Below are 22,122 nucleotides of genomic sequence, written 5' to 3' on the forward strand. Positions count from 1 at the left end.
ATCAAGCAGGGCGTTGGCTTGGTTGGCAGACGTTCGGTATAAGCTTCGGCTGAAGCGGTGACGTCAATATAAAGCCCTCTCAGCGGCGATTGAGCCGCCTTTTGCTTTTCATATGAACTGTCATATCGCTGTCATACAATTGACTTAATCTATCGCGACTTAATCTCCCATGATTTAATCTCCCGGCGACTCTCCACAGGCCCACAGGCGCGTCATCATGAGTACCCCCAAAAACGTGAACGAGATTGACTTTAATTCGACCAAAGCGCAGCTTCATCGCCGTTTGCGTTATGGCAAAGATCGCATCACCCGGGGCGTTGTGGCGGTAGGGGGGATTGGCGTGATCGTGGCGATCCTGCTGATTTTCTTTTATCTGCTTTATGAAGTGCTGCCCATTTTTCGTTCGGCTTCGATTGACGTTGGAGCATCGTATGCTCTGCCGTCTGTTGAGGCAGGGGACACGCGCTATCTGAGTGTCGAAGAACAGAATGAGCTGGGCATGCGTATCACGGATCAAGGGCTGGCGGTGTTCTTCAACGTGAGCTCAGGTCAGACGGTTCAGCAAATGGCATTACCGCTGCCTGAAGGGGTGACGGTGCAGCGAGTGGCTTCTGCTGGCGCGGGGAGTCCGGTGTTGGCAGCAGCGCTGAGTAATGGTCAGATTCTCTTATTTGAGCATCAATATAAGCTGATCTACCCCAAGTCGGGGGGGCGTGTGATTGAGCCTCATCTCGAATATCCCTACGGTGAGCAAACATTTTCGCTGGTGAGCGACTCGGCTCAGCTATCCTCGTCGAAGGAAACGATCCAGCAACTTGCCGTTGCTGATGATGCCCAGTCAGTGATGCTGGCGGCGGTCACCGCATCGGGTCATTTGCAGTTATTACGCTTGAATAAAGATGAAGATTTCTTGACTGGTGATCTCAAACTTACGCCGGAGTCTCTGCATGTCCCCCTTAGTGAGCCACAGATTCAAGGGGTGGCGATCAACTATGATCAGCGCTGGGCCTATGTCGCGGCCGCTAGCAATAAAATTGATGTGTTTGATTTACGGGGAGATCAGCCGACTTTGCATCAGCGCATTTCGGCTGCACGCCCAGGGGTGACCATTACACGATTACAGATGTTACTGGGTAACCTCTCGTTGCTGGTCGGGGCAAGTGATGGCAGTGTCTCACAATGGTTTATCGTGAATGAGCAAGATGAGAATGGCGAGTCTCATAAAATGCTTAAGCGCATTCGCAGCTTTGATCATGATGCCAGTGCTGTCATGGATATTCAGCCAGAACACCGGCGTAAAGGGTTTGCTGTGCTAAATGCTGAAGGTGAGCTGGGGCTTTTCCATAGTACGGCCAATCGGCGTGTTTTGTTGCAAGCGGTCACGGATAAACCCGCTGGTATCGTGATGTCTCCGCGTTCCGATCGTGTCTTAGTGGTGACCTCTGATCAGCGAGTGATTCCGATTGCGGTGCATAACGAGCACCCCGAAGTGTCCTGGTCTGCGCTGTGGAGCAAAGTGTGGTATGAGTCCTATGATCAGCCGGATTATATCTGGCAGTCCTCCGCGTCAAATGATGATTTCGAGCCTAAGTTTAGTTTAACGCCCTTAGCGTTTGGGACTTTGAAAGCCGCTTTTTATGCCATGTTAATGGCGACCCCTTTGGCTATTTGTGGGGCGATTTATACCGCCTACTTCATGGCGCCGGGTATGCGCCGCAAGGTTAAACCGGTGATTGAGATGATGGAAGCATTGCCCACCGTCATTCTCGGGTTTATGGCCGGGCTTTTTTTAGCGCCTTTTGTGGAGTTGAATCTACCCGGTATTTTCGCCTTGCTGATTTTTATTCCGGTGGCGATTCTAGTATTTGCTTTCACTTGGGCCAATATGCCCAAGAATATTCGATTGGCTGTGCCTGAAGGCTGGGATGCGGCTTTATTGATTCCCGTTGTTTTACTGGCTGGGTGGGCCGCGATCGCCTTATCGCATCCCCTTGAACACTGGTTCTTCGGGGGGGATATGCGCCGTTGGTTGACCCATAACATGGGGATCGATTTTGACCAGCGTAATGCGCTGGTGGTTGGCCTTGCGATGGGGTTTGCTGTTATCCCGACGATTTTCTCCATTACCGAAGATGCCATTTTTAGTGTTCCTCGGCATTTATCCCACGGCTCTCTTGCCTTAGGCGCGACACCTTGGCAGACCATGATAAGAGTGGTCTTACCGACAGCTAGCCCAGGGATCTTTTCCGCGGTCATGATCGGTATGGGACGCGCTGTCGGTGAGACCATGATTGTGCTCATGGCAACGGGGAATACGCCCATCATGGATGCCAATATTTTTGAAGGCATGCGCACGCTCGCCGCCAATATTGCTGTCGAGGTTCCCGAATCTGAAGTGGGCAGTACCCATTTCAGAGTTCTCTTTTTGGCGGCTTTTGTTCTCTTCATGTTCACCTTTGTGGTGAATACCGCCGCGGAGCTGGTTCGCCAGCATCTGCGTAAGAAATTCGGCTCCCTTTAAGCGAGCAGGAGGAGATCCGCGGCATGCGTATTTCAATGAAAGACTGGGTTCAAAGTGGTAGCCCCTGGGTGTGGCTGAATGCGGGTGCCGTAGCGATTTCGGTCATTATGGTGGTGGGGTTGTTGGCGCTGATCGCTGTGCGTGGGCTGGCGCATTTCTGGCCCAGTGATGTGGTGATGACTGAAGTGGCGTCTGTTGACGGCCGTCCACCGCTGACGCTCATTGGGGAGCTGGTGGACCAGGAATCGGTCCCGGCTTCTCAGCTGCGTTCGGCAGGGATTAAGGTCCCCGAAGGGGTCGAGTTTGCGGATCGCTGGTTGATTAAGGTCGGTAATCGTCAGGCGTTTGGTTCTGATTTTAAGTGGGTGCTGGATCAGCATATGGGGCCCAAGCGCTACCCTGCGCATCTGTTGGTGATGGAGCGTCGTGAGTGGGGCAATTTTTATGGTTACTTGATCGGCCTTAAAGAGAAGGGACGCTTAATTGGTGAGCAGCCTGTGGGGAAGAACGACCTATGGCCTGAATTGGAGCGCCGTATCCAGCGGGCGGTCGAGATTTATGATCAAATTGAGCAGATCGAGAAGGTCGAAATTGGCGCCATCAACTATCAGATCGAACAGCTGCGGCTGAAGCAGAAGCGGCTGAAATTAAATGATGAACTGACCGCTGAGGCGCTCGATCAGCTGAACGCTCAGCGTCAAACCCTCAAGCAACGCTATGAGACGCTACAACAACAGCGAAACCAGCTTTATCAGCAATTGAACCGTGACAGTATGATCGGGCAGCTCAGTGATGGACAACAAGTTGAAGTCAAGCTCGGTCAGGTGGTGAGGGCTTATCAGCCTAACGCCATGGGGGTGGGTGAAAAGGTCAGTTTTTACGTGCAGAAAATCTGGGAATTTCTCAGTGATGATCCTCGCGAGGCGAATACGGAAGGCGGTATCTTCCCCGCGATTTATGGCACGGTGTTGATGGTGTTACTGATGTCGGTGCTGGTGACCCCCTTTGGTGTGATCGCGGCTGTGTATTTACGTGAATATGCGAAGCAAGGCTTTATTACCCGACTGATTCGGATTGCTGTGAACAATTTGGCGGGGGTGCCGTCCATTGTTTATGGCGTTTTTGGTTTGGGCTTTTTTGTTTACTTCCTAGGCGGCGCTATCGACACCGCCTTTTTCCCCGAGGCGGCACCATCCCCCGTGTTTGGTACCGGCGGCTTGATGTGGGCTTCTTTGACCTTAGCCTTGCTGACATTGCCCGTGGTGATCGTGGCGACGGAAGAAGGCTTATCGCGGATTCCACGGAGTGTGCGTGAAGGCTCGCTCGCATTAGGGGCAACTAAGGCAGAAACCCTTTGGCGGGTTGTCTTGCCGATGGCTAGCCCCGCGATGATGACCGGATTGATTCTGGCGGTGGCGCGCGCTGCCGGTGAAGTCGCACCGCTGATGCTGGTTGGGGTGGTGAAGTTGGCGCCGAGTCTGCCGTTGGACGGCAATGCCCCTTTCTTGCATTTGGATCGTAAATTTATGCACTTGGGCTTTCATATTTATGATGTCGGGTTTCAAAGCCCCAATGTTGAAGCGGCACGGCCTTTGGTTTATGCCACGGCGTTATTGCTCGTGATTGTGATTGGGTTGCTGAATGTCGCCGCCATCGCCATTCGTAATCGATTGCGGGAAAAGTATAAAGCGTTGGAGAGTTGAGACTCCTGTATGGCTGGGGTTTTTGGATAGCGCTCGACGCGTTGGTTTCAGTATCGGGGTTGCCTATCCGCTTTTCGATACTCACTTTCAGGTACCGTGATGGGTGCCCCTGTTTGTTATGCCGCGTGCTGTCTGCTTGAAGACCGGCACGTTGGATGAGAGGAATTTATGATGGATAGCGACTTCCATACTCAGTCTCGTGCCAGTCAAAATCCGCGAAGTCATGGGATCAATATGAATCATCTGGATCGCGATAGCGGTGTACTGAATTTAAATGATGAACGCACCTGTATCGATGTTCGCCATATGAATCTGTTCTATGGTGACAAACAGGCCTTATTTGATGTCACCATGAAGATTCCGCAGCAAAGAGTGACGGCGTTCATTGGGCCTTCAGGCTGTGGTAAATCGACCTTGTTACGTTCATTTAATCGGATGAATGATCTGGTGGATGGTTGTCGCATTCAAGGGGAAGTGAACCTGGATGACCAAAACATTTATGCCAAAGGGGTGGATGTTGCCGAGCTACGCCGTCGCGTGGGGATGGTATTCCAGAAGCCGAACCCTTTTCCCAAAAGTATTTATGAAAATGTGGCGTACGGTCTTCGGATTCAGGGCATTAGCAAAAAACGATTATTAGATGAAACGGTCGAGTGGGCGCTGCGGTCGGCGGCACTTTGGGATGAGGTGAAAGACCGCCTGAATGAATCGGCGTTGGGGATGTCAGGCGGTCAGCAACAACGCTTAGTGATTGCGCGCTCCATTGCGGTGCGGCCTGAAGTCTTATTGTTGGATGAGCCCGCTTCTGCTCTGGACCCCATTTCCACATTAAAAATTGAAGAGCTGATTCATGAGTTGAAGTCTCAATTTACCATTGTGATTGTCACCCATAATATGCAACAGGCTGCGCGAGTGTCTGACTACACGGCTTTTATGTATATGGGCAAACTCATCGAATTTGGTAACACGGATCGGTTGTTTACCAATCCCTTAGAAAAACAGACAGAAGACTATATTACTGGTCGGTATGGTTAATGTGTGGTGGCAGTATTTTGGCCCCACAAGATCGTTTGAAGCGTCATTAGTCTACCGCACATCTTATTTTTATCTCAGGCCTGATCTCAGTCAGGCTTGGGACTTTCAGTGAGACGTTGTTATGGATATCACGACTGACACGCACTCCACGCATATCTCGCAGCAGTTCAATCAAGAGTTAGAAGAAATCCGGACGCACTTATTGGCGATGGGAGGGCTGGTTGAAAAGCAGGTTGGCGATGCTGTATTTGCGTTGGTTGAAGGCGATAGCCATATCGCCGAGCAAGTGCGCAAGAATGACAAGTCGGTCAATGATATGCAGTTGGCCATTGATGAGGAGTGCACCCACATTCTGGCGCGGCGTCAGCCCACCGCATCTGATTTGCGGCTTGTGTTGGCGGTGATTCGTGCTACTGCCGACCTGGAGCGCATTGGCGATGAAGCACAAAAAATTGCGCGCCTTGCTCTAGATCTGGTGGAAGAAGGGGCGGCGCCTCGCGGTTATATCGAGACGCGTCATATTGGCAACCAAGTCCGTCACATGGTGCAAGATGCTCTGAATGCCTTTGCCCGGTTTGATACTCAAATGGCTTTAAAAGTATTGCAGGAAGATCAGACGGTGGATTTGGAGTATCGGTCTGCGACGCGCTCCCTTGTGACTTTTATGATGGAAGATCCGCGGGCTATTTCTCGAGTGCTCAGCATTATGTGGGTTTTACGGGCGCTGGAGCGCATTGGTGATCATGCCAATAATCTAGCGGAATATGTCATCTATTTGGTGAAAGGTATGGATGTTCGCCACACCACACCAGAGGACATTGAAGCCAGCCTGGAACAAAGAGAGGCGGCATCACGATCATCATCCCATCATGACGCGGATGACTCCTGAACTGGTAAGTGACTCCTGAACTGGTAAGTGATTCCTCACTTGTAGGTGAATATGGATTTTTGCTCGGTTTAACAGGTGACCCTTGCCCATGAATGCGGCACAATCGGATGGCTATCTGCCACCCGATGTGTTTCGGAGGTTTCCCTTGTTCCGTGCTTTGACTGCACCTTTTCACGTGCTGGCCGGGTTTGCCCTGGTCACCCGCCCTCGGTTACGCCCTTTTATATGGGCGCCGCTTTTAATTAACCTGCTGACCTTTGGCCTGACGGCATGGGGCGGCATCGTGCTATTTGATACTTACTTGTCGGAGTGGTTGACGGGATATCCGCAATGGCTTGCTTGGTTGGTCTGGCCCTTTTTTATTTTGGCCTTGTTATTGGCCTTTGGCAGTGTGTTTACACTGTTTGGTCAGTTGCTGACAGCCCCATTTTTGGGCTTGCTGGCAGAATATACTGAAGCGGAGCTTTCGGGTAAAAGGCCTGATACCAGTGAATCTTGGGGTCAACTGCTGACACGCACCCTAAGCCGAGAGTTGTCGAAATTGCGTTGGATGCTGCCACGTCTACTCTTATTAATAGTCTTAAGCTGGATTCCTGGATTGAATTTGTTAGCCCCCGTGGCTTGGGCACTATTTGCCGCGTGGAGTATGGCGCTGCAATATCTGGATTATCCAATGGATAACCATAAAGTCACGTTTGCTCAGATGCGTCAGCAGATGCTAGAACGTCGTTTGCATTGTCTGATGTTTGGCGGCACCTTGGCACTGCTGAGTTGGATTCCATTGATTAACCTGGTGCTGCTCCCGGCTGCGACTGCAGGAGCGACTCGTTTCTGGTGGCATGATTTTGCGGCTTTGAGTCAACCTGCTCCCGTGCCGTCGGTCCATTCATAAGGGCTTGCTTGATGAAGAAACTACTAAGAATTCTGGTTGTGGACGATACCAAGTTTATTCGTGACTTAGTGTCCAAGACGATTCGTACCCGCTATCCGGAAATGATGATTGATGAGGCGCAAAATGGACGCCAGGCCCAGTCCATGCTGCAGAAGAATGAGTATGCACTGGTGCTATGTGATTGGGAAATGCCAGAAATGAGCGGCATTGATCTGTTGCAGTGGATACGAGGGACTCCGGCCTTAGAGGATCAGCCGTTCATTATGGTCACCAGCCTGGATGAGAAAGAGCATGTCGTCGAGGCGGTTCAGAAGGGCGTCAATGACTATATGGCCAAACCGTTTTCCGGTGAACAGCTGATTACTAAAATGATGAAAACGCTGGTCAAGACCGGCAAAGTCAGCCGCGAGGAATACGCGGGGATGGGGCGTAAAGAACGCGTCACCAGTGGTGCGGATGCGATGAGCCTGCTGACAGGGGGAATGGCTGCGTCGCCCTCCAAGCCGACTAACAGTAAAAAACGTCGAGGCGCTTTGGGTAAAGCGCTCTTGATGTATAACGAAACACGCCAGACCGTGATTGTGCGGGACATTACCACAGAAGAAGTGTCACTGGTGGTGCGTTGTGCCGATGGTCTACCGGGCTTGGCACAGCATGTGCGAATGGGGCTGGTCGCGGGCGATGAACAGAATCCGGCTAAAGTGACGGCGGCAGGTTTTGTCATGATGATGCAGTTGGCTGAGAAAAAGCCTGAAAGCGAGTCTGCTGTCGTGAAAGTGCAGTTTGCCAATGAAGAGCGCGAAGTCCGCGAACAGCTCAGTGAAGTCGTGAGTATTTTGCGTCGAGGCTAACCCTTGCTGATGAGGGGGCGTTGTCATTTCAAGAAGACTTCAGGCGATGTTGTGGCCTGAAGTCTTTTGATGGATGGGGAGGATGAGCGGCGGCTGGATCCAGTGCAAGGCGTGCGGGGGGAAAGTGGCAGATAAATTCACTGCCGACGCCCAGTTCACTGTGGATGTCCAGGCGCCCCTGATGGCGAAGCAGCACATGTTTCACAATGGCCAAGCCGAGTCCTGTGCCGCCTGTACTGGCTGAACGGCCTTTGTCGACGCGATAGAAACGTTCGGTGAGGCGTGGGAGGTGTGAAGGTTCAATGCCTTCACCGCCGTCGATCACGGCCAGTTGTGCACCACTCCGCTCGTGTCGCCAACGTAAGCGAATCTCCGTGCCTGCGGGGGTATATTTGATGGCGTTGAAGACTAAATTAGAAAAAGCACTGCGTAACTCTTTTTCGGAACCATAGAGTTTAACGTTGGAATCGGCTTCGATGCTGATCATGTGTTGTTTGTCGCCAGATAACGCTTGCGCATCATGGCGAATGGCTTCCAGCAATCGGTGAACATCAATCGGGTCTTGCTCCTGCTCAAAATCACTGGTTTCTAACCGAGATAAGGTGAGCAAGTCATTGACCAGGTGTTCCATGCGAACACTTTGCTGGCGCATCAGTTCAAGGCCACGTTGCCAGCGCGGCGGCAAATCTTGGCTATAGTCTGAGAAGGTTTCTAGATAACCTGAGAGCACGGTCAGCGGTGTTCTGAGTTCATGCGAGACATTGGCGACAAAGTCCTGGCGCATCTGTTCTAGACGTTTAAGCCGTGTGACGTCGCGTAGCATAATCAGTCGATTATCTTCGCCGTAGAGGGTGATTTGAAACTCTAGTTGGATGCCATCCAGGATCGGCGATGGCAGAATCAAAGGCTCTTGATAACGGCGCATCTCGAAGTATTCAATAAAACGAGGGTCTCTCAATAAGTGGGTAATCGGCTGACCACGATCTTCGGCGGCTCTTAAGCCGAGCATTTTTTCGGCGGCACTATTCCACCATTCGAGATTCCCTTCTGAATCCAGTGTGATGACGCCGTCACGTAATGCTTCACTGGAATCCTGCACACGATTAATGACCGTTTGTAAACGACCTTGTGCTCGTTGCTGGCGCTTTTGTCGATGGTAGAGTTGATCAAAGATTTCTCCCCAGAGTCCGGTAGCCTCTGGGGGGTCTTGTTCGTTGTGCTGTTGCAGCCAGATTTGTAGCCGCTGTAGTTGGCGGGCTAGGCGGAGCAAATAGCCAAGCAAAAAAGCACAGAGTGCCCAGGGCAGGATATTCAGTAACAGCCCAAGGCCTGTCGCGATCAATAAGCCCAGGCCTAGTTGCCAACCCTCCGTACGCAGTAACGCCAGCACACTCACATCCTTCTGATCAGAGCATCGGGTTTAGGCTTGAATAGAAAACCGGTAGCCTGTCCCTCGAACGGTTTGCACTAAGTAACCATGACGGTCACCGAGTGCTTTACGTAAGCGACGGATATGCACGTCAACAGTCCTTTCTTCGACGTAAACATTACCGCCCCAGACCTGGTCAAGCAATTGGCTGCGCGAATAAGCACGTTCTTGATGGGTCATAAAAAATTGCAGTAAGCGAAACTCGGTCGGTCCCATATCAAGCTGCTGGCCATCAGCCAAGACACGATGACTGACAGGATCGAGGGTCAGGCCATCCACTTCAACCGCATCTTCCACGCCCTGCGGGGTTGTTCGGCGTAGGACTGCTTTGAGTCGTGCCACCAGCTCACGCGGCGAGAAGGGCTTGGTGATGTAGTCGTCGGCACCCGCTTCAAGGCCGGTCACTTTATTATCTTCTTCCCCTTTGGCCGTTAACAGAATAATGGGGATCTCTGCAGTGACCGCATCACGTTTAAGGCGTCGTGCCAATTCAACACCACTGGTACCAGGCAGCATCCAATCGAGCAAGATCAGATCGGGTTTGCGGTCAACGATCTTGGCATGTGCCTGCTGAGCGTCAGCCGCTTCGAGGCATTGATAGTCCGCCATTTCCAAGGCGACGGCGATCATTTCCCGAATGGGGGCTTCGTCATCAACAATAAGCACGGTTTTGGCAGTCATGTTCACACCTATTCATGGACAGTCTAGCTGTTGCGGTTGTATTACAACGAGATTAGATGACAAAACCATGACAAAGCGATATTCCATGTGGGGGTTTATGTTGACCGAGACCACCTCTACTCGGTTGGTGTCTATCCGATTGAATTAAAGAGCGTAATCCAATGCCAGGCCGATAAATACCGCCATGCCAGCATAATGATTATTCAGAAAGGCTTTTAAGCAAGGGCCTCGAGCTCGATCACGGATGCGCCATTGTTGATAAACAAATAAACCCGCCATAAGCGCTAGCCCGAGATAAAAGCATAAACCGCGTTGACTTAAAACTCCGGCGATGACTAAAAGTACTAGTGTTGCGATCTGTAATAGGCCAATGATCAGTTTGTCGTAGCGACCAAATAAAATGGCCGTTGATTTGATGCCAATTTTTAAGTCGTCTTCGCGATCTTCCATCGCGTACATAGTGTCATATGCGACCGTCCAGAGCAGATTCGCAGTGAAAATCACCCAAACCAGTAAGGGAATCTGGTTGGCTTGGGCTGCAAAGGCCATCGGAATTGCCCAGGAAAAAGCGCCACCCAAGACCACCTGGGGAAGATGGGTATAGCGCTTCATAAAGGGATACATCGAGGCCAGTAACAAGCCGCCAATGGATAGCTTAATGGTGAGCGGGTTGGTCAGGAGGACCAGTAAAAAAGCGCTGATGACGAGAAAAGCAAAGAATATGAGGGCTTGAGCTTCATTCAGCTCACCCGTTGCCAGGGGACGGGCCTTAGTTCTTTGAACATGGCCATCAAAATTGCGATCGGCAAAGTCATTAATCACGCACCCTGCCGCTCGCATGGCGAAAACGCCAAAAATAAAGATCACTAAGGTGTCGATATCCGGTACTCCTGAGGCTGCCCACCATAAGGCCCATAGTGTTGGCCAGAGGAGTAACCAAGTGCCGATCAGGCGATCCCAGCGAGCTAGACGGATGTAGGCACCCCATTGCGCGCGTGAGGGTAGAAACCCCAATGTCATGATGTAATCTCCAAATATTCACTCATTCCCAAAGTGACCTCATATCCGTTAACGGCCTCATATTCGCTCATTTGATCTCAATCGCCAGGCGATTGGATCTCAAACCCATGATGATCTTTTAGCGCTACGGCTATATCGTGAGTCGGCGATTGGAAGGCCGGCACTCAGTATTGGCGTTCAATGGGTGCGGTAAGCCGAGATGCCAGGCCATCGCGGGTAAAAAATGTTCACAGACCAAAAGTGGTGCGTCGTGATAACTGAAACAAGAGGCTCGCCCCCATAGACTTGTGATGGGAAGCTGAGCGGGTCGGCAGTGATAAAGTGCGCCGCGTGTCACGCCAGGTAAATTAAATAAGACATGCCCTAGTGCTTGACGCCCCAGCCCCTGCCAGGCCCGATATAACGGATGCGGTTGACTCAATGGCAGTAATGATCGAGCAAATACCCATGGTTCGCCATTCACACAAAGCATGACATGACGAACACTGACTCGACCATGAGACTGTTGCAACCAACGGGCTTCTGCCCGACTGACTTGCCCAACCCCTTGGCTAAGTACTTGCACGGTAATGGATTGCTGGGCAGCTTGGCTTAACTTCCTTGTTAGTGATCCTCGTGCTGTAAGCCAGTCGCGCCAACCGCCTGCGGGGGCATCGACCAGTTGAGGGTGAGGCTGCCAGCGACAGTCTCCCCAGGACGCATTCAAGGCGTGATGATCAACCGAGTCATGAAGGTCGATCGATCTGTGGGCATTGATAGATGTTAAAGCAGTGGTGTCAGGCAACTCAGACATGCATCCCGATATCCATAGACTCAAGGGTTGAGGTGTCCAGCCATTCTCTTAATCGTTTTTTGGCGATCGTTTTTAGAAGCCAGTGTTCTGGAAACAGGTTTCCTAGTTGTCCCGATTAGGCAGAGGCTTCACTGAACAGGTTAGAATACTGAACAGGCCAGAACTGAACAGGCCAGAATAGTGTGAAGTCTAACATACTGATGGGGTTGGCCATGATGTTTGGAACAGAGGAGGCGTTGCCGATGTCGCAGACGGATTCATCCGCTTCTCAAGCACCGCTAGTCATCGTGGGGAGTGGTTTGGCGGGATATCACGTAGCGCGTGAAGTGCGACAACGAGATGCTGAGCGCCCCATTATGTTGGTGACTCAGGACAGTGGCGATTTTTACTCTAAGCCGCTGCTCTCTACTGCGGTGGCGAAGCAGCAAACGCCTGAGGTCCTCGTACAGAAAACCGCTGGTGAGATGGCCGCTGAGTTGAATCTGATTGTGCGCACCTCGACGCGAGTCGAATCGATTGATCGTGTCCAGCGGACGTTGGTGATCGGTCATGAACGACAACCCTGGTCTCAGTTGGTCCTGGCCACTGGCGCTGAGCCTATACGGCTGCCCTTAGCTGGAAGTGAGTCGGTGTTGCTCCATAGTGTGAATGATCTGGATGACTATCGGTGCTTTCGAAACAAGCTTAAGCCGGGAGATCGTGTCGCCGTGTTAGGTGCTGGGCTTGTCGGCGTAGAATTTGCTCATGATTTGAGCCAAGGTGGCTACCCCGTTGATCTGGTGGCGCCTGAGGCGCATCTTCTGCCGCGTTTAATTCCAGCGCCTGTCGCGGCACCGCTTGAGCAGGCGTTGGCTGAGCAAGGGGTCCGCTTTCATTTGGGCTATAGTGCAGAAGATGCTCAAGCGACGGCAAATGGTGTGACGCTTGGACTTTGTCGTGGCGGAGGTGAGCTGAATGTTCAGCATTTGTTGGGCGCAACAGGGTTGAAGCCGCGTATACGCCTGGCGCAAGCGGCTGGACTACACTGTGAGCGAGGCATCTGTGTCGATCGCCAGTTACGCACCAGTGATCCTGATATCTTTGCGCTCGGTGATTGTGCTGAAATTGAAGGGTTGAACTTGATGTACGTTCAGCCGCTTATGGCCTCGGCCAGGATATTGGCACAAGTCTTGACCGCTATGAGTTCCGATGTGGATGAGTCGCCCTCGTTGCATTTACAGGCATTACCCATTCTGGTGAAAACGGCCATTTGCCCCATCGTTGCTGCGCTTCCCCCAGCAGGTGTCGACGGCCGCTGGCATTTTGAGACACTTGAGCAGGGTGTTATAGGGTGTTACACCGATACACGCGATACCTTGCAAGGCTTTGCGCTTTCAGGACAGGCTGTTCGGAAAAAAGCCCAATTGACTCGGCAATTGCCTCCGTTGTTAGCTTAATCAGAGATTGATGCCGGGTTGTTTGAGGTGATGACCGTACTACTGTGATGTATTGTCAGCGATTAATCCTAAGCAATATCGTGCAAAGCCTTTGCCAACGGGTCTTTGCATGATTAAAGTAGCTGCGGGATGGATGAATACCCCCCAACAAAACGAGGAAAAACGTATGCGTAAACCGGAATTGGCTGCGGCGATCGCAGAACATGCAGATCTGTCTAAAGACAAAGCAGGTGAAGTCCTGAATGTGATTCTGCAGCAGATCACTGAAGCTGTGGCCGATGGCCAGGATGTCAGTCTGGTTGGTTTTGGCACCTTTAACATTCGTGAGCGTAGTGCTCGCACCGGTAAGAACCCCCAGACAGGCGAAACCATGCAGATTCCGGCAAGCAAGTCCGTTGGCTTCAAGCCGGGCAAAGCACTCAAGGATGCCGTTAACGGCTGATCTGAGTTGTGATGTGTGCCTGGACAGGGTCGAGCGGGTCAGCTCGGCCCTGTTTCGTTTTAATTGAGGCTAACGGATGTTGCCTCCATGGGGGGACCGAATGACGTTATGGTGTGATTCGTCTCAGTAAAAAGTGAGGGGCTCAAAAAATGAAACTGCGCTTATTGTTATGGGGATTGGGATGGTTATTACGGCGAACGTTTCGGCGTGATCAGGCGTTTCGTGAGCAACTGACAACCCCTTTGAATTTTGCGGTAATGGCCGAGCGTGAAAACATTGCACGTACCTATCAGATGAATACACAAGCGGCCACTAGCGAGAAGGGGTTACAAGCTCAACCTGATCTTATACTGCGTTTCCCCGATGCCCATATGGCGTATAAGACATTGACCAGTGCTGACCGCAATGCATTTATGCGCGCGATTCAAGAGAAGCAGGTCGTGATCGAAGGAGATCATCGAGAACTGTTTCGTTTGCAAAAACTGATGGCGCATCTCAAAGTTTGAGTGCTCTTAAAGTTTGAGTGCTCTTAAAGTTTGAGTGCTTCATCACCGGCTTACGGCCCGTTTGGTGAGCTGTGCTAACCGTGCCCATGCTCTAATAGCCGAACCAGCTCACTGACTTGCTCTGTCTCGACTTCTTCCAGTCGTTGCCAAGCGGTGAGCGCCAGTTCAGGATCTAACTCTAACCGTTCATAGATGGCGGCAGGTACGCGCTTAAGCTGCTGTTCGCGGTAAGGGTGCTGGTACTGATGGGCGAGGTACAGCAAATTGGCATACTTGAAGTGGTCGCCATGGTAGCGCGGGTTGTGTTGGTGTCGTACGGCGGTACACATGGCCTCGGGAAGGCCCCAAGTCTGGAATAAATGGCTGGCAATTTGTTCACGGGTAATGCCAAAAAGAAAGCGTTCCAAGTACATTGGCGGTACATGGGGATTGGCTTCCTGATAGCGGCAATACAATGAAAAATAGGGCGGGAAGACTTCAGCCAAAATTAAGTAACCAAAGTTGTGTAATAGCCCCGCAATATAGGCAAGCCCACTGATGGGGCGAGATAGCGGCGGCATAATCCGTGCAAAAGCATCGACCATTAAGGCCCTTTTGACGGCATCTCGCCAGAAATGCTGATAGCCGTGCACACCGTCTTTCGGTAGCTGTAATTGTCGTGATAACGCCAGACCCAGTGCCAAATTCATGGTCAGATCAAAGCCCAGCACCCGAATCACTGCATCATGAATCGATCGAACGGTACCCGGTGCGCCATAGTAAGGTGAGTTGGCCCAACTGATGACTTGAGAGGCTAAACTGGGATCTGACTCAATGACATTGGCGAGTTCGTGTGTACTGACATCTTCCCGATCCCGTAATGCCATCAACTGTTGTGTTGAAATCGGCAAAGGGGCAATTTCGATCTCTTCGGCCAGACGAGCGCGCACGCGCCGACGGGTAATCGTATCGACCGCCTGGCGGATTTCTTGCTCATCCTGTTGTGGTGCATCCAGGTTAGGGCGAGTTTGAGTCAGTGGAATGGCAAAATGATCAATCTCAACACTGTGTTCATGCAACAGGGCTTGGTATTCATCCCGCGTAAATTTAAGTAGATACTCCGCATGTCCCGATTCAACAAAGACGGTGTCCAGTGTGAGGCATTGTTCATCCACCCTTAACGTCACATCCGGCACCGTGCCAGGTAGTGCCGGCATGGATTCAAGCTGTTGCGGCTTTAGGAGATGACCCCGTAATGTGGGGGGCATGGCTCGCCATTCGGTATCGGCACGCTGTAAGGCTTGCAAATCCAGCAAACAGGGTGCCGGAAAAACCGCCTGCATTAACCGGCCATCAGTCGACTGAAGCAAAGTGCTTCTTAGCAGTTGGTGAGGGGCTGCTGTGTGCCGGGCAACCCGGCGCGCTTGGGTTTCCGGCGCTTGCAGGTCGATGACGGTGGGGTGTTTCAATCCCATGGCGGTCTCATTCACGGTGGCTCCTGATCATGCAGTATTGAGTGCATGGAAACGCAGATATTCTGCGACAAGAGTAATGATGAATGGCTAAAAAGTCGACTGAAACCAAGTCTTTTACCCGCTTTGTATGGGGTTTTTTTACTTGATTTAACGCTTTAGGCCACATCTTTTCTTTTAAGCCCGCGCATAACGCTCACGATCTCCTTGCCAGCGATTGAGTAGGGCTTCTGCGGTAGTGGGATAGTCACGAATCAGTTGGCGGGCGATAGGGGCTAACTGATCCAGTAACGCGCCGTCACGTTGCAGGTTGGCAATGCGGAAGTTCAGTTCTCCCGTTTGCCGGGTGCCCAGAAGCTCACCTGGGCCACGAATTTCCAAATCAGTCTGCGCGATCACAAAACCATCATTACTGTTACGCATCACATCCAGGCGAGCGTGGCCGGTTTCTGACAGCGGGGGATGATAGAGCAGGACGCAGAAGCTTTCGGTCGCGCCTCGGCCCACTCGCCCTCTTAATTGATGCAGTTGAGCCAACCCAAAGCGTTCGGCGTTATCAATGATCATCAGGCTGGCATTAGGCACATCGACCCCGACTTCAATCACCGTGGTGGCCACCAGTAAGTCCAGCTCAGCCGCTTTGAAAGCGGTCATGACGGCGGTTTTGTCGGCTGCCTTCATTCGGCCATGGACGAGCCCGATGCGCAGCTCGGGGAGCGCTTCTTGTAGCTGTGCCCAGGTGACTTCGGCGGCTTGGCATTCCAGCGCTTCTGACTCTTCGACCAAGGTACAGACCCAATAGGCTTGGCGTCCTGATGCGCAGGCGCTGCGAATGCGTTCAATCACCTCTGAGCGTCGGCTGTCAGGCAGTGCGACGGTTTTGACGGGGGTTCTGCCGGGCGGTAATTCATCGATTACAGAGCAGTTCAGATCAGCATAAGCGCTCATGGCGAGTGTGCGTGGGATCGGTGTGGCGGTCATGATCAATTGGTGCGGAGGTTGCTGGTCAGCAAGGTCTGCCTTTTCTGCCAATGCCAGCCGTTGATGGACACCGAAGCGATGCTGTTCATCAATCACGACTAGCCCAAGTCGGTGAAATTGCACTTGGTTTTGAAACAGGGCATGGGTGCCGACAACCATATGGGCTTCGCCGGAGGCGATGTCTGTGAGGGCGGCATCGCGTTGCTTGCCTTTGAGCTTGCCCGCGAGCCAAGTGGTCTTCAGCCCGAGAGGCGCCAGCCATTGGGTCAGGCTGTGATAGTGCTGTTCCGCGAGAATTTCTGTCGGTGCCATGAGTGCGGCTTGATAGCCATGAGCGATCGCTCGCAGACAGGCCAGGGCGGCTACGACCGTTTTGCCTGAGCCGACGTCCCCTTGGACGAGCCTGAGCATGGGGTGACCCTGTTGTAAGTCGGCATCAATCTCACCCAGTACGCGCTGTTGCGCCGCCGTGAGTTGGAAAGGCAGTTGTTGGCGAAAGGCCTGATCCCAATCTCCTGCGCCATTTAACTTGGGCGCTTGAAAACGTTGCATGCGGGAACGCAGCTTGAGCATCGAAAGTTGATGTGCCAATAGCTCTTCAAAGGCCAGTCGCTGTTGTGCCGGGTGTTGCCCCGCTTGAAAGGATTCAATATCGGTATCCGCATTGGGGGCATGCAGCTGCATGATGGCATCGGTCAGTGAGGGCAGCTGTAGTGACTGGCGTAGTGGCTCAGGCAGTAACTCTTCTGGTGGTGTTTGCTGCATCATCTCCAACGCCTGCTCAATCAATTGTCGCAAGCGTGGTTGCTGGAGTCCTTCTGTTGAGGGATACACCGGGGTGAGGTGTGCATTCGCATCATCCAGCGCTGTATCGGTTTTCATCAATTCGGGATGATAAAACTCTAAGCCAGTCGCCCCTGGACGCGCTTCACCATAACAGCGCAATGAACGCCCAGGCATCATCTGCTGCTTAAGCGCTGCGGTGAAGTGAAAAAAGCGTAAGCCGAGTGCTCCGCTGCCATCCTGAAGACGGACCAGTAAGCTGCGACGACGACTTTGAATCACTTGAGCGGTGGACACGGTGCCTTCAATGACGGCACAACTTCCCGGTTTCAGACGTCCAATCGGGATACGATGGGTCCGGTCTTCATAGCGTAACGGCAGGTGAAATAAAAGATCCTGCAGTGTGGATAGGCCTAGGCGGGCCAGCTTTTCTGCTAATGCGGGCCCCACCCCCTTCAGGGTCGTGAGGGGGCGTGAGACCAGAGGCTGATCAACATCATTTGGCATGGTCAGTGTCAGCGGCTGTCCTGAGTCCGTTGGCCACCAGTTCGGCAGCGACCGGACAGTCGGCGATAGTGCGAGCCAATGCCTCAATAGCTTGAGGACGTGGGAAGCTGGTCCGCCAAGCAATGGCAACTGTCCTTTGCGGTGCGGGTGCCTTGAAAGGACGTGTTTCGAGGATGCCCGGTGCATATTGGCGCTCGGTGACGGCCGATTGTGGCAGTACCGTAATGCCAAGACCAGAGGCGACCATATGACGGATCGTTTCTAATGAGCCGCCTTCAGCAATCATGGTTTGTTCTGGGCTGTTGAGATTATTGGACAAGGCGGGACAAGCCTCTAGCACTTGGTCTCTGAAGCAGTGTCCTTCGCCGAGCATTAACAGCCGTTCTTCGGTGAGTTCTTCAATCGGAATTTCCTGGCGTGATACCCAGCGATGATCATGTGGTAACAGAACTTCGAAGGGCTCATCATAGAGCGGCCGCGTCAGCACATCGGTTTCCGTGAAGGGTAACGCAATAATAATGGCATCCAGCTCACCCGCTCTGAGTTTAACTCGCAGCTGTGCGGTGAAATTTTCTTCGATGTACAACGGCATTTTGGGGGCGGCCTGTTGCAACCGTGGAATCAGATGCGGAAATAGGTAAGGCCCGATGGTATAGATGGCCCCGAGTCGGAGCGGGCTGGCCAGTTGATCCTTACCTTCCCCCGCCATTTCTTTGATCGTCGCGGCTTGTTCCAAAACACGCTGAGCCTGCTCGACAATACGTCGACCTATCGGGGTTAACTGAACGGCACTTTTACTCCGTTCAAACAGGGCGACGCCAAGCTCTTCTTCCAGCTTTTTAACGGCCACACTTAACGTGGGCTGACTGACAAAACAGCGTTCAGCCGCACGCCCAAAGTGGCGTTCTCGTGCCAACGTCACGATATAGCGAAGTTCAGTCAGCGTCATATGCCATCTCCTGACGGGGGGTGAGACCCGTGACACGCGTTAATGTCATTGAAAGTTAATGTCATTGAAAAAAATGATTAATGATCACCAAAGTAAACCTGCGAGCCTATAGAAAAGCATAGCCTGCAGCCAAAGCCAAGCGTCGGCAATGACCAGCCATCATCTTTATGCCTATCCATTTTGCAACGGTTAGCGGAGAGGCATGTTTAAATTGACTAGACTATGAGTCATGTCAGACTGGCTCATTCATTCTGTCATTGAAGCTTTTTTGTCGATTTTATCGATGACTCGCTCTCGATGATCAATCCGTAATGATGAGTTTCAGTCAGCCATTACCGATGAATTAGGCGCAGACCCATGGGAGCAGGTGAATGAAAGTACTGATTGTAGGATGTGGTGATTTAGGCTCTGCCATCGGATTAGCGTTAGTGGCACAGGGACACCAGGTCTGGGGCGCGCGACGGCAGCCCGATCGTTTACCCGAAGCGTTGCATCCTCTGTTGTGGGATTTATCTGAGGAAGCGCCCACTTTACCGGCAGTCGATTACCTGATTTACAGTGTTGCGGCAGATGCTTTCAGTGAAGAGGCTTATGAACACGCTTATGTCCATGGGCCTAAGCAAGTGTTAGCGGCATTGGCGGCACAGGATATTCGCCCTCAGCATGGTTTTTTTGTGTCCTCTAGTAGTGTTTATGGCCAGGTTGAAGGTGAAGATGTTGACGAGACGACGCCAACACAGCCGGAGGGTTTTGCAGGGCGGTTGATGCTGGCGGGGGAGTCCGTTTGGGCCGATGCCGATTTCCCTGTCACCTCACTCAGGCTGACTGGCCTCTATGGTCCGGGGCGTGAACGTTTGATTAATCAAGTGCGCAACGGTCGCATTGCGCCTGAAAACCCAGTGCAATATACCAATCGTATTCATCGAGATGATGCTGCCGGTGTGGTGGCGCACTTACTGGCCCTGAATATTGAAGGCCAATCACTGGATGCATGCTACTTGGTCAGTGATCAAGATAGTGCGCCTTTACATGAGGTGATGCGTTGGCTGGCGCGTCAGTTGAAAGTCACCCCCTCTCAAGCCGTGGATACACCGCTCCGGCGACGAGGCAGCAAGCGCTGCTCCAGTGAGCGTTTACAGCATACGGGGTATCGTTTCTTGTATCCGACTTTCAAAGAGGGCTATGCGGCTTTACTGGGACTTACGTTGGATGCAAAGGGGGAGGCTAAGCCCTCAAAAGCATAGCGCTCGCCTCTCTTCTCCTTGGGCCATGGCGTCAATTGCTGTCTACGTTCATGGCCCACTTCTTTCACGTCTCTTCCGTACATGGCATGGCGTTTTTAGCTGGCCAAGCGCTGCTCAATTGCGCGTTGAATGCCTTCGGCATCTAAGCCGCATTCATGTAACAGTTCTGCGGGAGAGCCTTGGTCAATAAAGTGGTCAGGAATACCCAGGTTGAGAACCGGGCACTGCAGCCCAGCTTGAGCCAACCACTCATTGACGGCACTGCCCGCACCGCCTGCGATCACATTCTCCTCAATCGTGACGATGAGTTCATGCTGTTGTGCCGCCTCGGTGATGGCCTGAGTGTCCAATGGCTTCACAAAGCGCATGTTCCACAAGCTGGCATTGAGGGTGTCGGCCACGGCAGCAGCAGGCGTCACCATACTGCCAAAAGCCAATATGGCGACTTTTTCGCCTTGGCGACGTTGTTCTGCTTGCCCAATCGGCAGACTGCTCAGGGTTGTCTCTACGGCACATCCGGGCCCTGTTCCTCGAGGGTAACGAACCGCTGCGGGGCCTTCGTGGTGATAGCCCGTGGTCAACATTTGCCGACATTCATTTTCATCGGCGGGTGCCATGACCAACATATCAGGAACGCAGCGCAGATAGGATAGATCCAGCGCGCCGTGATGTGTCGGGCCGTCTTCTCCGACCAACCCCGCGCGATCAATCGCAAAAAGCACGTCCAGGTGCTGGACGGCAACGTCATGAATCAATTGATCGTAAGCACGTTGTAGGAAGGTCGAGTAGATGGCAACGACCGGTTTTTGGCCTTCACAGGCCATGCCGGCGGCCAGGGTGACCGCATGTTGTTCAGCAATGGCGACATCAAAATAACGTTCGGGATATTGCTTGGAAAACTGGATGAGATCCGACCCTTCACGCATCGCAGGCGTAATCCCCATCAATCGGTCATCTTGAGCTGCCATGTCACACAGCCATTGACCAAAGACGTTGGCATATTTAGGGCCTTTGGGTTTAGGTGCCGCCGGTGCTGGTTTTTCTAGCTTGGTAATCGCATGGTAGCCAATAGGGTCTGCTTCAGCGGGAGCAAAGCCCCGCCCTTTACGGGTGATGACATGTAGGAATTGTGGGCCTTCCAATTCACGCAGGTTGCGCAAAGTGGCCACCAAGGCGGGTAGGTCGTGGCCATCAACCGGGCCAATATAGTTAAAGCCCAGCTCTTCAAATAATGTACCGGGTGTCATCAACCCTTTGACATGCTCTTCCGTTTTGCGGGCCAGTTCCCAAGCCAGCGGCAGGCGAGAGAGCACTTTGCGGCTGCCTTCCCGCACTCGACTGTAGGTCTTACTGGAGAGGACATGGGCTAAATAAGTGGCTAATCCGCCAACATTCTCGGAGATCGACATTTCGTTGTCGTTCAGCACCACCAGCATATTGGGCTTTTCGTGACCGGCATGGCTGAGGGCCTCAAAGGCCATTCCTGCCGTAAGGGCGCCATCTCCAATGACGGCAACTGTCCGGCGTGACTCCCCTTTAGCGCGCGCAGCGATCGCCATCCCTAGTGCGGCACTGATTGACGTGCTGGAATGACCCACGCCAAAAGTGTCGTAATGGGATTCGGCTCGCTTGGGAAAGGCGGCTAATCCGTCTTTTTGGCGAATGGTGCCCATACGCTGGCGTCGGCCGGTGAGCATTTTGTGGGGATACGCCTGATGGCCTACATCCCAGACCAGACGATCATACGGCGTCTGAAAACAGTAATGTAAGGCGACGGTCAGCTCGATGACGCCTAATCCTGCGCCAAAATGCCCACCCGTTTGCCCAACATTCCATAGTAGGGCCGCGCGCAACTCATGCGCCAACTTTGGGAGTTGGCGCTCACCCAATTCACGCAGGTCTTGGGGCGTTTCAACGCGATCGAGTAGGGGCGTTGAAGGTTGTTCAATCGGAATTGTGTCGAACATGTCGGACATCTAGCCGGGCACCATAATCATTTGGTCTGTGGT

The 22,122-nt window shown here is 52.6% G+C and carries 18 protein-coding genes; 10 read left to right on the top strand and 8 right to left on the bottom strand.

Annotation, left to right across the window (positions count from 1 at the left end):
* The first annotated feature begins 217 nt into the window (after positions 1 to 217).
* The 6 genes from BFW38_RS16775 to BFW38_RS16800 all read left to right on the top strand — a co-directional run bounded on the left by BFW38_RS16775 (position 218) and on the right by BFW38_RS16800 (position 7,891).
* The gene (locus tag BFW38_RS16775; protein WP_068999943.1) at positions 218 to 2,521 is read left to right on the top strand and encodes an ABC transporter permease subunit; all 2,304 of its coding nucleotides are present in this window, start codon (positions 218 to 220) and stop codon (positions 2,519 to 2,521) included.
* A 23-nt stretch (positions 2,522 to 2,544) separates the two neighbouring features.
* Positions 2,545 to 4,224, top strand: coding sequence for a phosphate ABC transporter permease PstA (gene pstA / locus BFW38_RS16780; protein WP_139116657.1), 1,680 nt, complete (start codon positions 2,545 to 2,547; stop codon positions 4,222 to 4,224).
* Between the two features lie 234 nt (positions 4,225 to 4,458).
* On the top strand, positions 4,459 to 5,259 hold the full coding sequence (gene pstB / locus BFW38_RS16785) for a phosphate ABC transporter ATP-binding protein PstB (protein WP_218186495.1): 801 nt from the start codon (positions 4,459 to 4,461) through the stop codon (positions 5,257 to 5,259).
* 121 nt (positions 5,260 to 5,380) lie between these two features.
* A complete protein-coding gene (gene phoU / locus BFW38_RS16790; protein ID WP_068999947.1) occupies positions 5,381 to 6,148 on the top strand; it encodes a phosphate signaling complex protein PhoU in 768 nt (255 codons plus the stop codon).
* An 88-nt stretch (positions 6,149 to 6,236) separates the two neighbouring features.
* Entirely contained in the window at positions 6,237 to 7,040 is an 804-nt protein-coding gene (gene cysZ, locus BFW38_RS16795; protein ID WP_068999953.1) for a sulfate transporter CysZ, read from the top strand.
* An 11-nt stretch (positions 7,041 to 7,051) separates the two neighbouring features.
* Positions 7,052 to 7,891, top strand: coding sequence for a response regulator (locus BFW38_RS16800; RefSeq protein WP_068999958.1), 840 nt, complete (start codon positions 7,052 to 7,054; stop codon positions 7,889 to 7,891).
* Between the two features lie 28 nt (positions 7,892 to 7,919).
* On the opposite strand, the gene phoR is transcribed toward BFW38_RS16800, so the two are convergent.
* From phoR to BFW38_RS16820, 4 genes are all read right to left on the bottom strand, one after another.
* Positions 7,920 to 9,281: a phosphate regulon sensor histidine kinase PhoR gene (gene phoR / locus BFW38_RS16805; RefSeq protein WP_218186442.1), complete on the bottom strand. Its 1,362-nt coding sequence runs from the start codon at positions 9,279 to 9,281 to the stop codon at positions 7,920 to 7,922.
* Between the two features lie 30 nt (positions 9,282 to 9,311).
* On the bottom strand, positions 9,312 to 10,001 hold the full coding sequence (phoB, locus tag BFW38_RS16810; RefSeq protein WP_068999960.1) for a phosphate regulon transcriptional regulator PhoB: 690 nt from the start codon (positions 9,999 to 10,001) through the stop codon (positions 9,312 to 9,314).
* 144 nt (positions 10,002 to 10,145) lie between these two features.
* Entirely contained in the window at positions 10,146 to 11,021 is an 876-nt protein-coding gene (gene ubiA, locus BFW38_RS16815; protein ID WP_068999961.1) for a 4-hydroxybenzoate octaprenyltransferase, read from the bottom strand.
* Between the two features lie 130 nt (positions 11,022 to 11,151).
* Entirely contained in the window at positions 11,152 to 11,814 is a 663-nt protein-coding gene (locus tag BFW38_RS16820) for a chorismate--pyruvate lyase family protein (RefSeq protein WP_068999963.1), read from the bottom strand.
* A gap of 242 nt (positions 11,815 to 12,056) precedes the next feature.
* Here BFW38_RS16820 and BFW38_RS16825 point away from each other — a divergent pair, with 242 nt between their 5' ends.
* The 3 genes from BFW38_RS16825 (at position 12,057) to BFW38_RS16835 (ending at position 14,198) form a co-directional block, all read left to right on the top strand.
* Positions 12,057 to 13,250 carry an FAD-dependent oxidoreductase gene (locus BFW38_RS16825; RefSeq protein ID WP_068999965.1) on the top strand — a complete coding sequence of 398 codons (1,194 nt, stop codon included), beginning with the start codon at positions 12,057 to 12,059 and terminating at the stop codon, positions 13,248 to 13,250.
* A 109-nt stretch (positions 13,251 to 13,359) separates the two neighbouring features.
* Entirely contained in the window at positions 13,360 to 13,692 is a 333-nt protein-coding gene (locus tag BFW38_RS16830; RefSeq protein WP_281180441.1) for an HU family DNA-binding protein, read from the top strand.
* A 149-nt stretch (positions 13,693 to 13,841) separates the two neighbouring features.
* Positions 13,842 to 14,198, top strand: a complete 357-nt coding sequence (locus BFW38_RS16835; RefSeq protein WP_068999969.1) for a hypothetical protein — start codon at positions 13,842 to 13,844, stop codon at positions 14,196 to 14,198.
* 74 nt (positions 14,199 to 14,272) lie between these two features.
* On the opposite strand, the gene BFW38_RS16840 is transcribed toward BFW38_RS16835, so the two are convergent.
* The 3 genes from BFW38_RS16840 to BFW38_RS16850 all read right to left on the bottom strand — a co-directional run bounded on the left by BFW38_RS16840 (position 14,273) and on the right by BFW38_RS16850 (position 18,869).
* Positions 14,273 to 15,667, bottom strand: a complete 1,395-nt coding sequence (locus tag BFW38_RS16840; protein WP_139116659.1) for an aminoacyl-tRNA deacylase and HDOD domain-containing protein — start codon at positions 15,665 to 15,667, stop codon at positions 14,273 to 14,275.
* A gap of 159 nt (positions 15,668 to 15,826) precedes the next feature.
* Complete coding sequence (recG, locus tag BFW38_RS16845) at positions 15,827 to 17,920, bottom strand: ATP-dependent DNA helicase RecG (protein WP_068999972.1); 2,094 nt, start codon at positions 17,918 to 17,920, stop codon at positions 15,827 to 15,829.
* Positions 17,910 to 18,869, bottom strand: coding sequence for a LysR substrate-binding domain-containing protein (locus tag BFW38_RS16850; RefSeq protein WP_068999973.1), 960 nt, complete (start codon positions 18,867 to 18,869; stop codon positions 17,910 to 17,912). The genes recG and BFW38_RS16850 overlap by 11 nt, the downstream gene beginning before the upstream one ends.
* A 371-nt stretch (positions 18,870 to 19,240) precedes the next feature.
* On the opposite strand from BFW38_RS16850, the gene BFW38_RS16855 reads away from it, so the two are divergent.
* On the top strand, positions 19,241 to 20,113 hold the full coding sequence (locus BFW38_RS16855; RefSeq protein WP_068999975.1) for an SDR family oxidoreductase: 873 nt from the start codon (positions 19,241 to 19,243) through the stop codon (positions 20,111 to 20,113).
* A 95-nt stretch (positions 20,114 to 20,208) separates the two neighbouring features.
* Here BFW38_RS16855 and dxs read toward each other — a convergent pair whose 3' ends face one another.
* Positions 20,209 to 22,080: a 1-deoxy-D-xylulose-5-phosphate synthase gene (gene dxs, locus BFW38_RS16860; protein ID WP_218186443.1), complete on the bottom strand. Its 1,872-nt coding sequence runs from the start codon at positions 22,078 to 22,080 to the stop codon at positions 20,209 to 20,211.
* Positions 22,081 to 22,122 lie beyond the last annotated feature (42 nt).

Source organism: Terasakiispira papahanaumokuakeensis, from assembly GCF_001709345.1.
GTDB classification, from domain to species: Bacteria; Pseudomonadota; Gammaproteobacteria; order Pseudomonadales; family Halomonadaceae; genus Terasakiispira; species Terasakiispira papahanaumokuakeensis.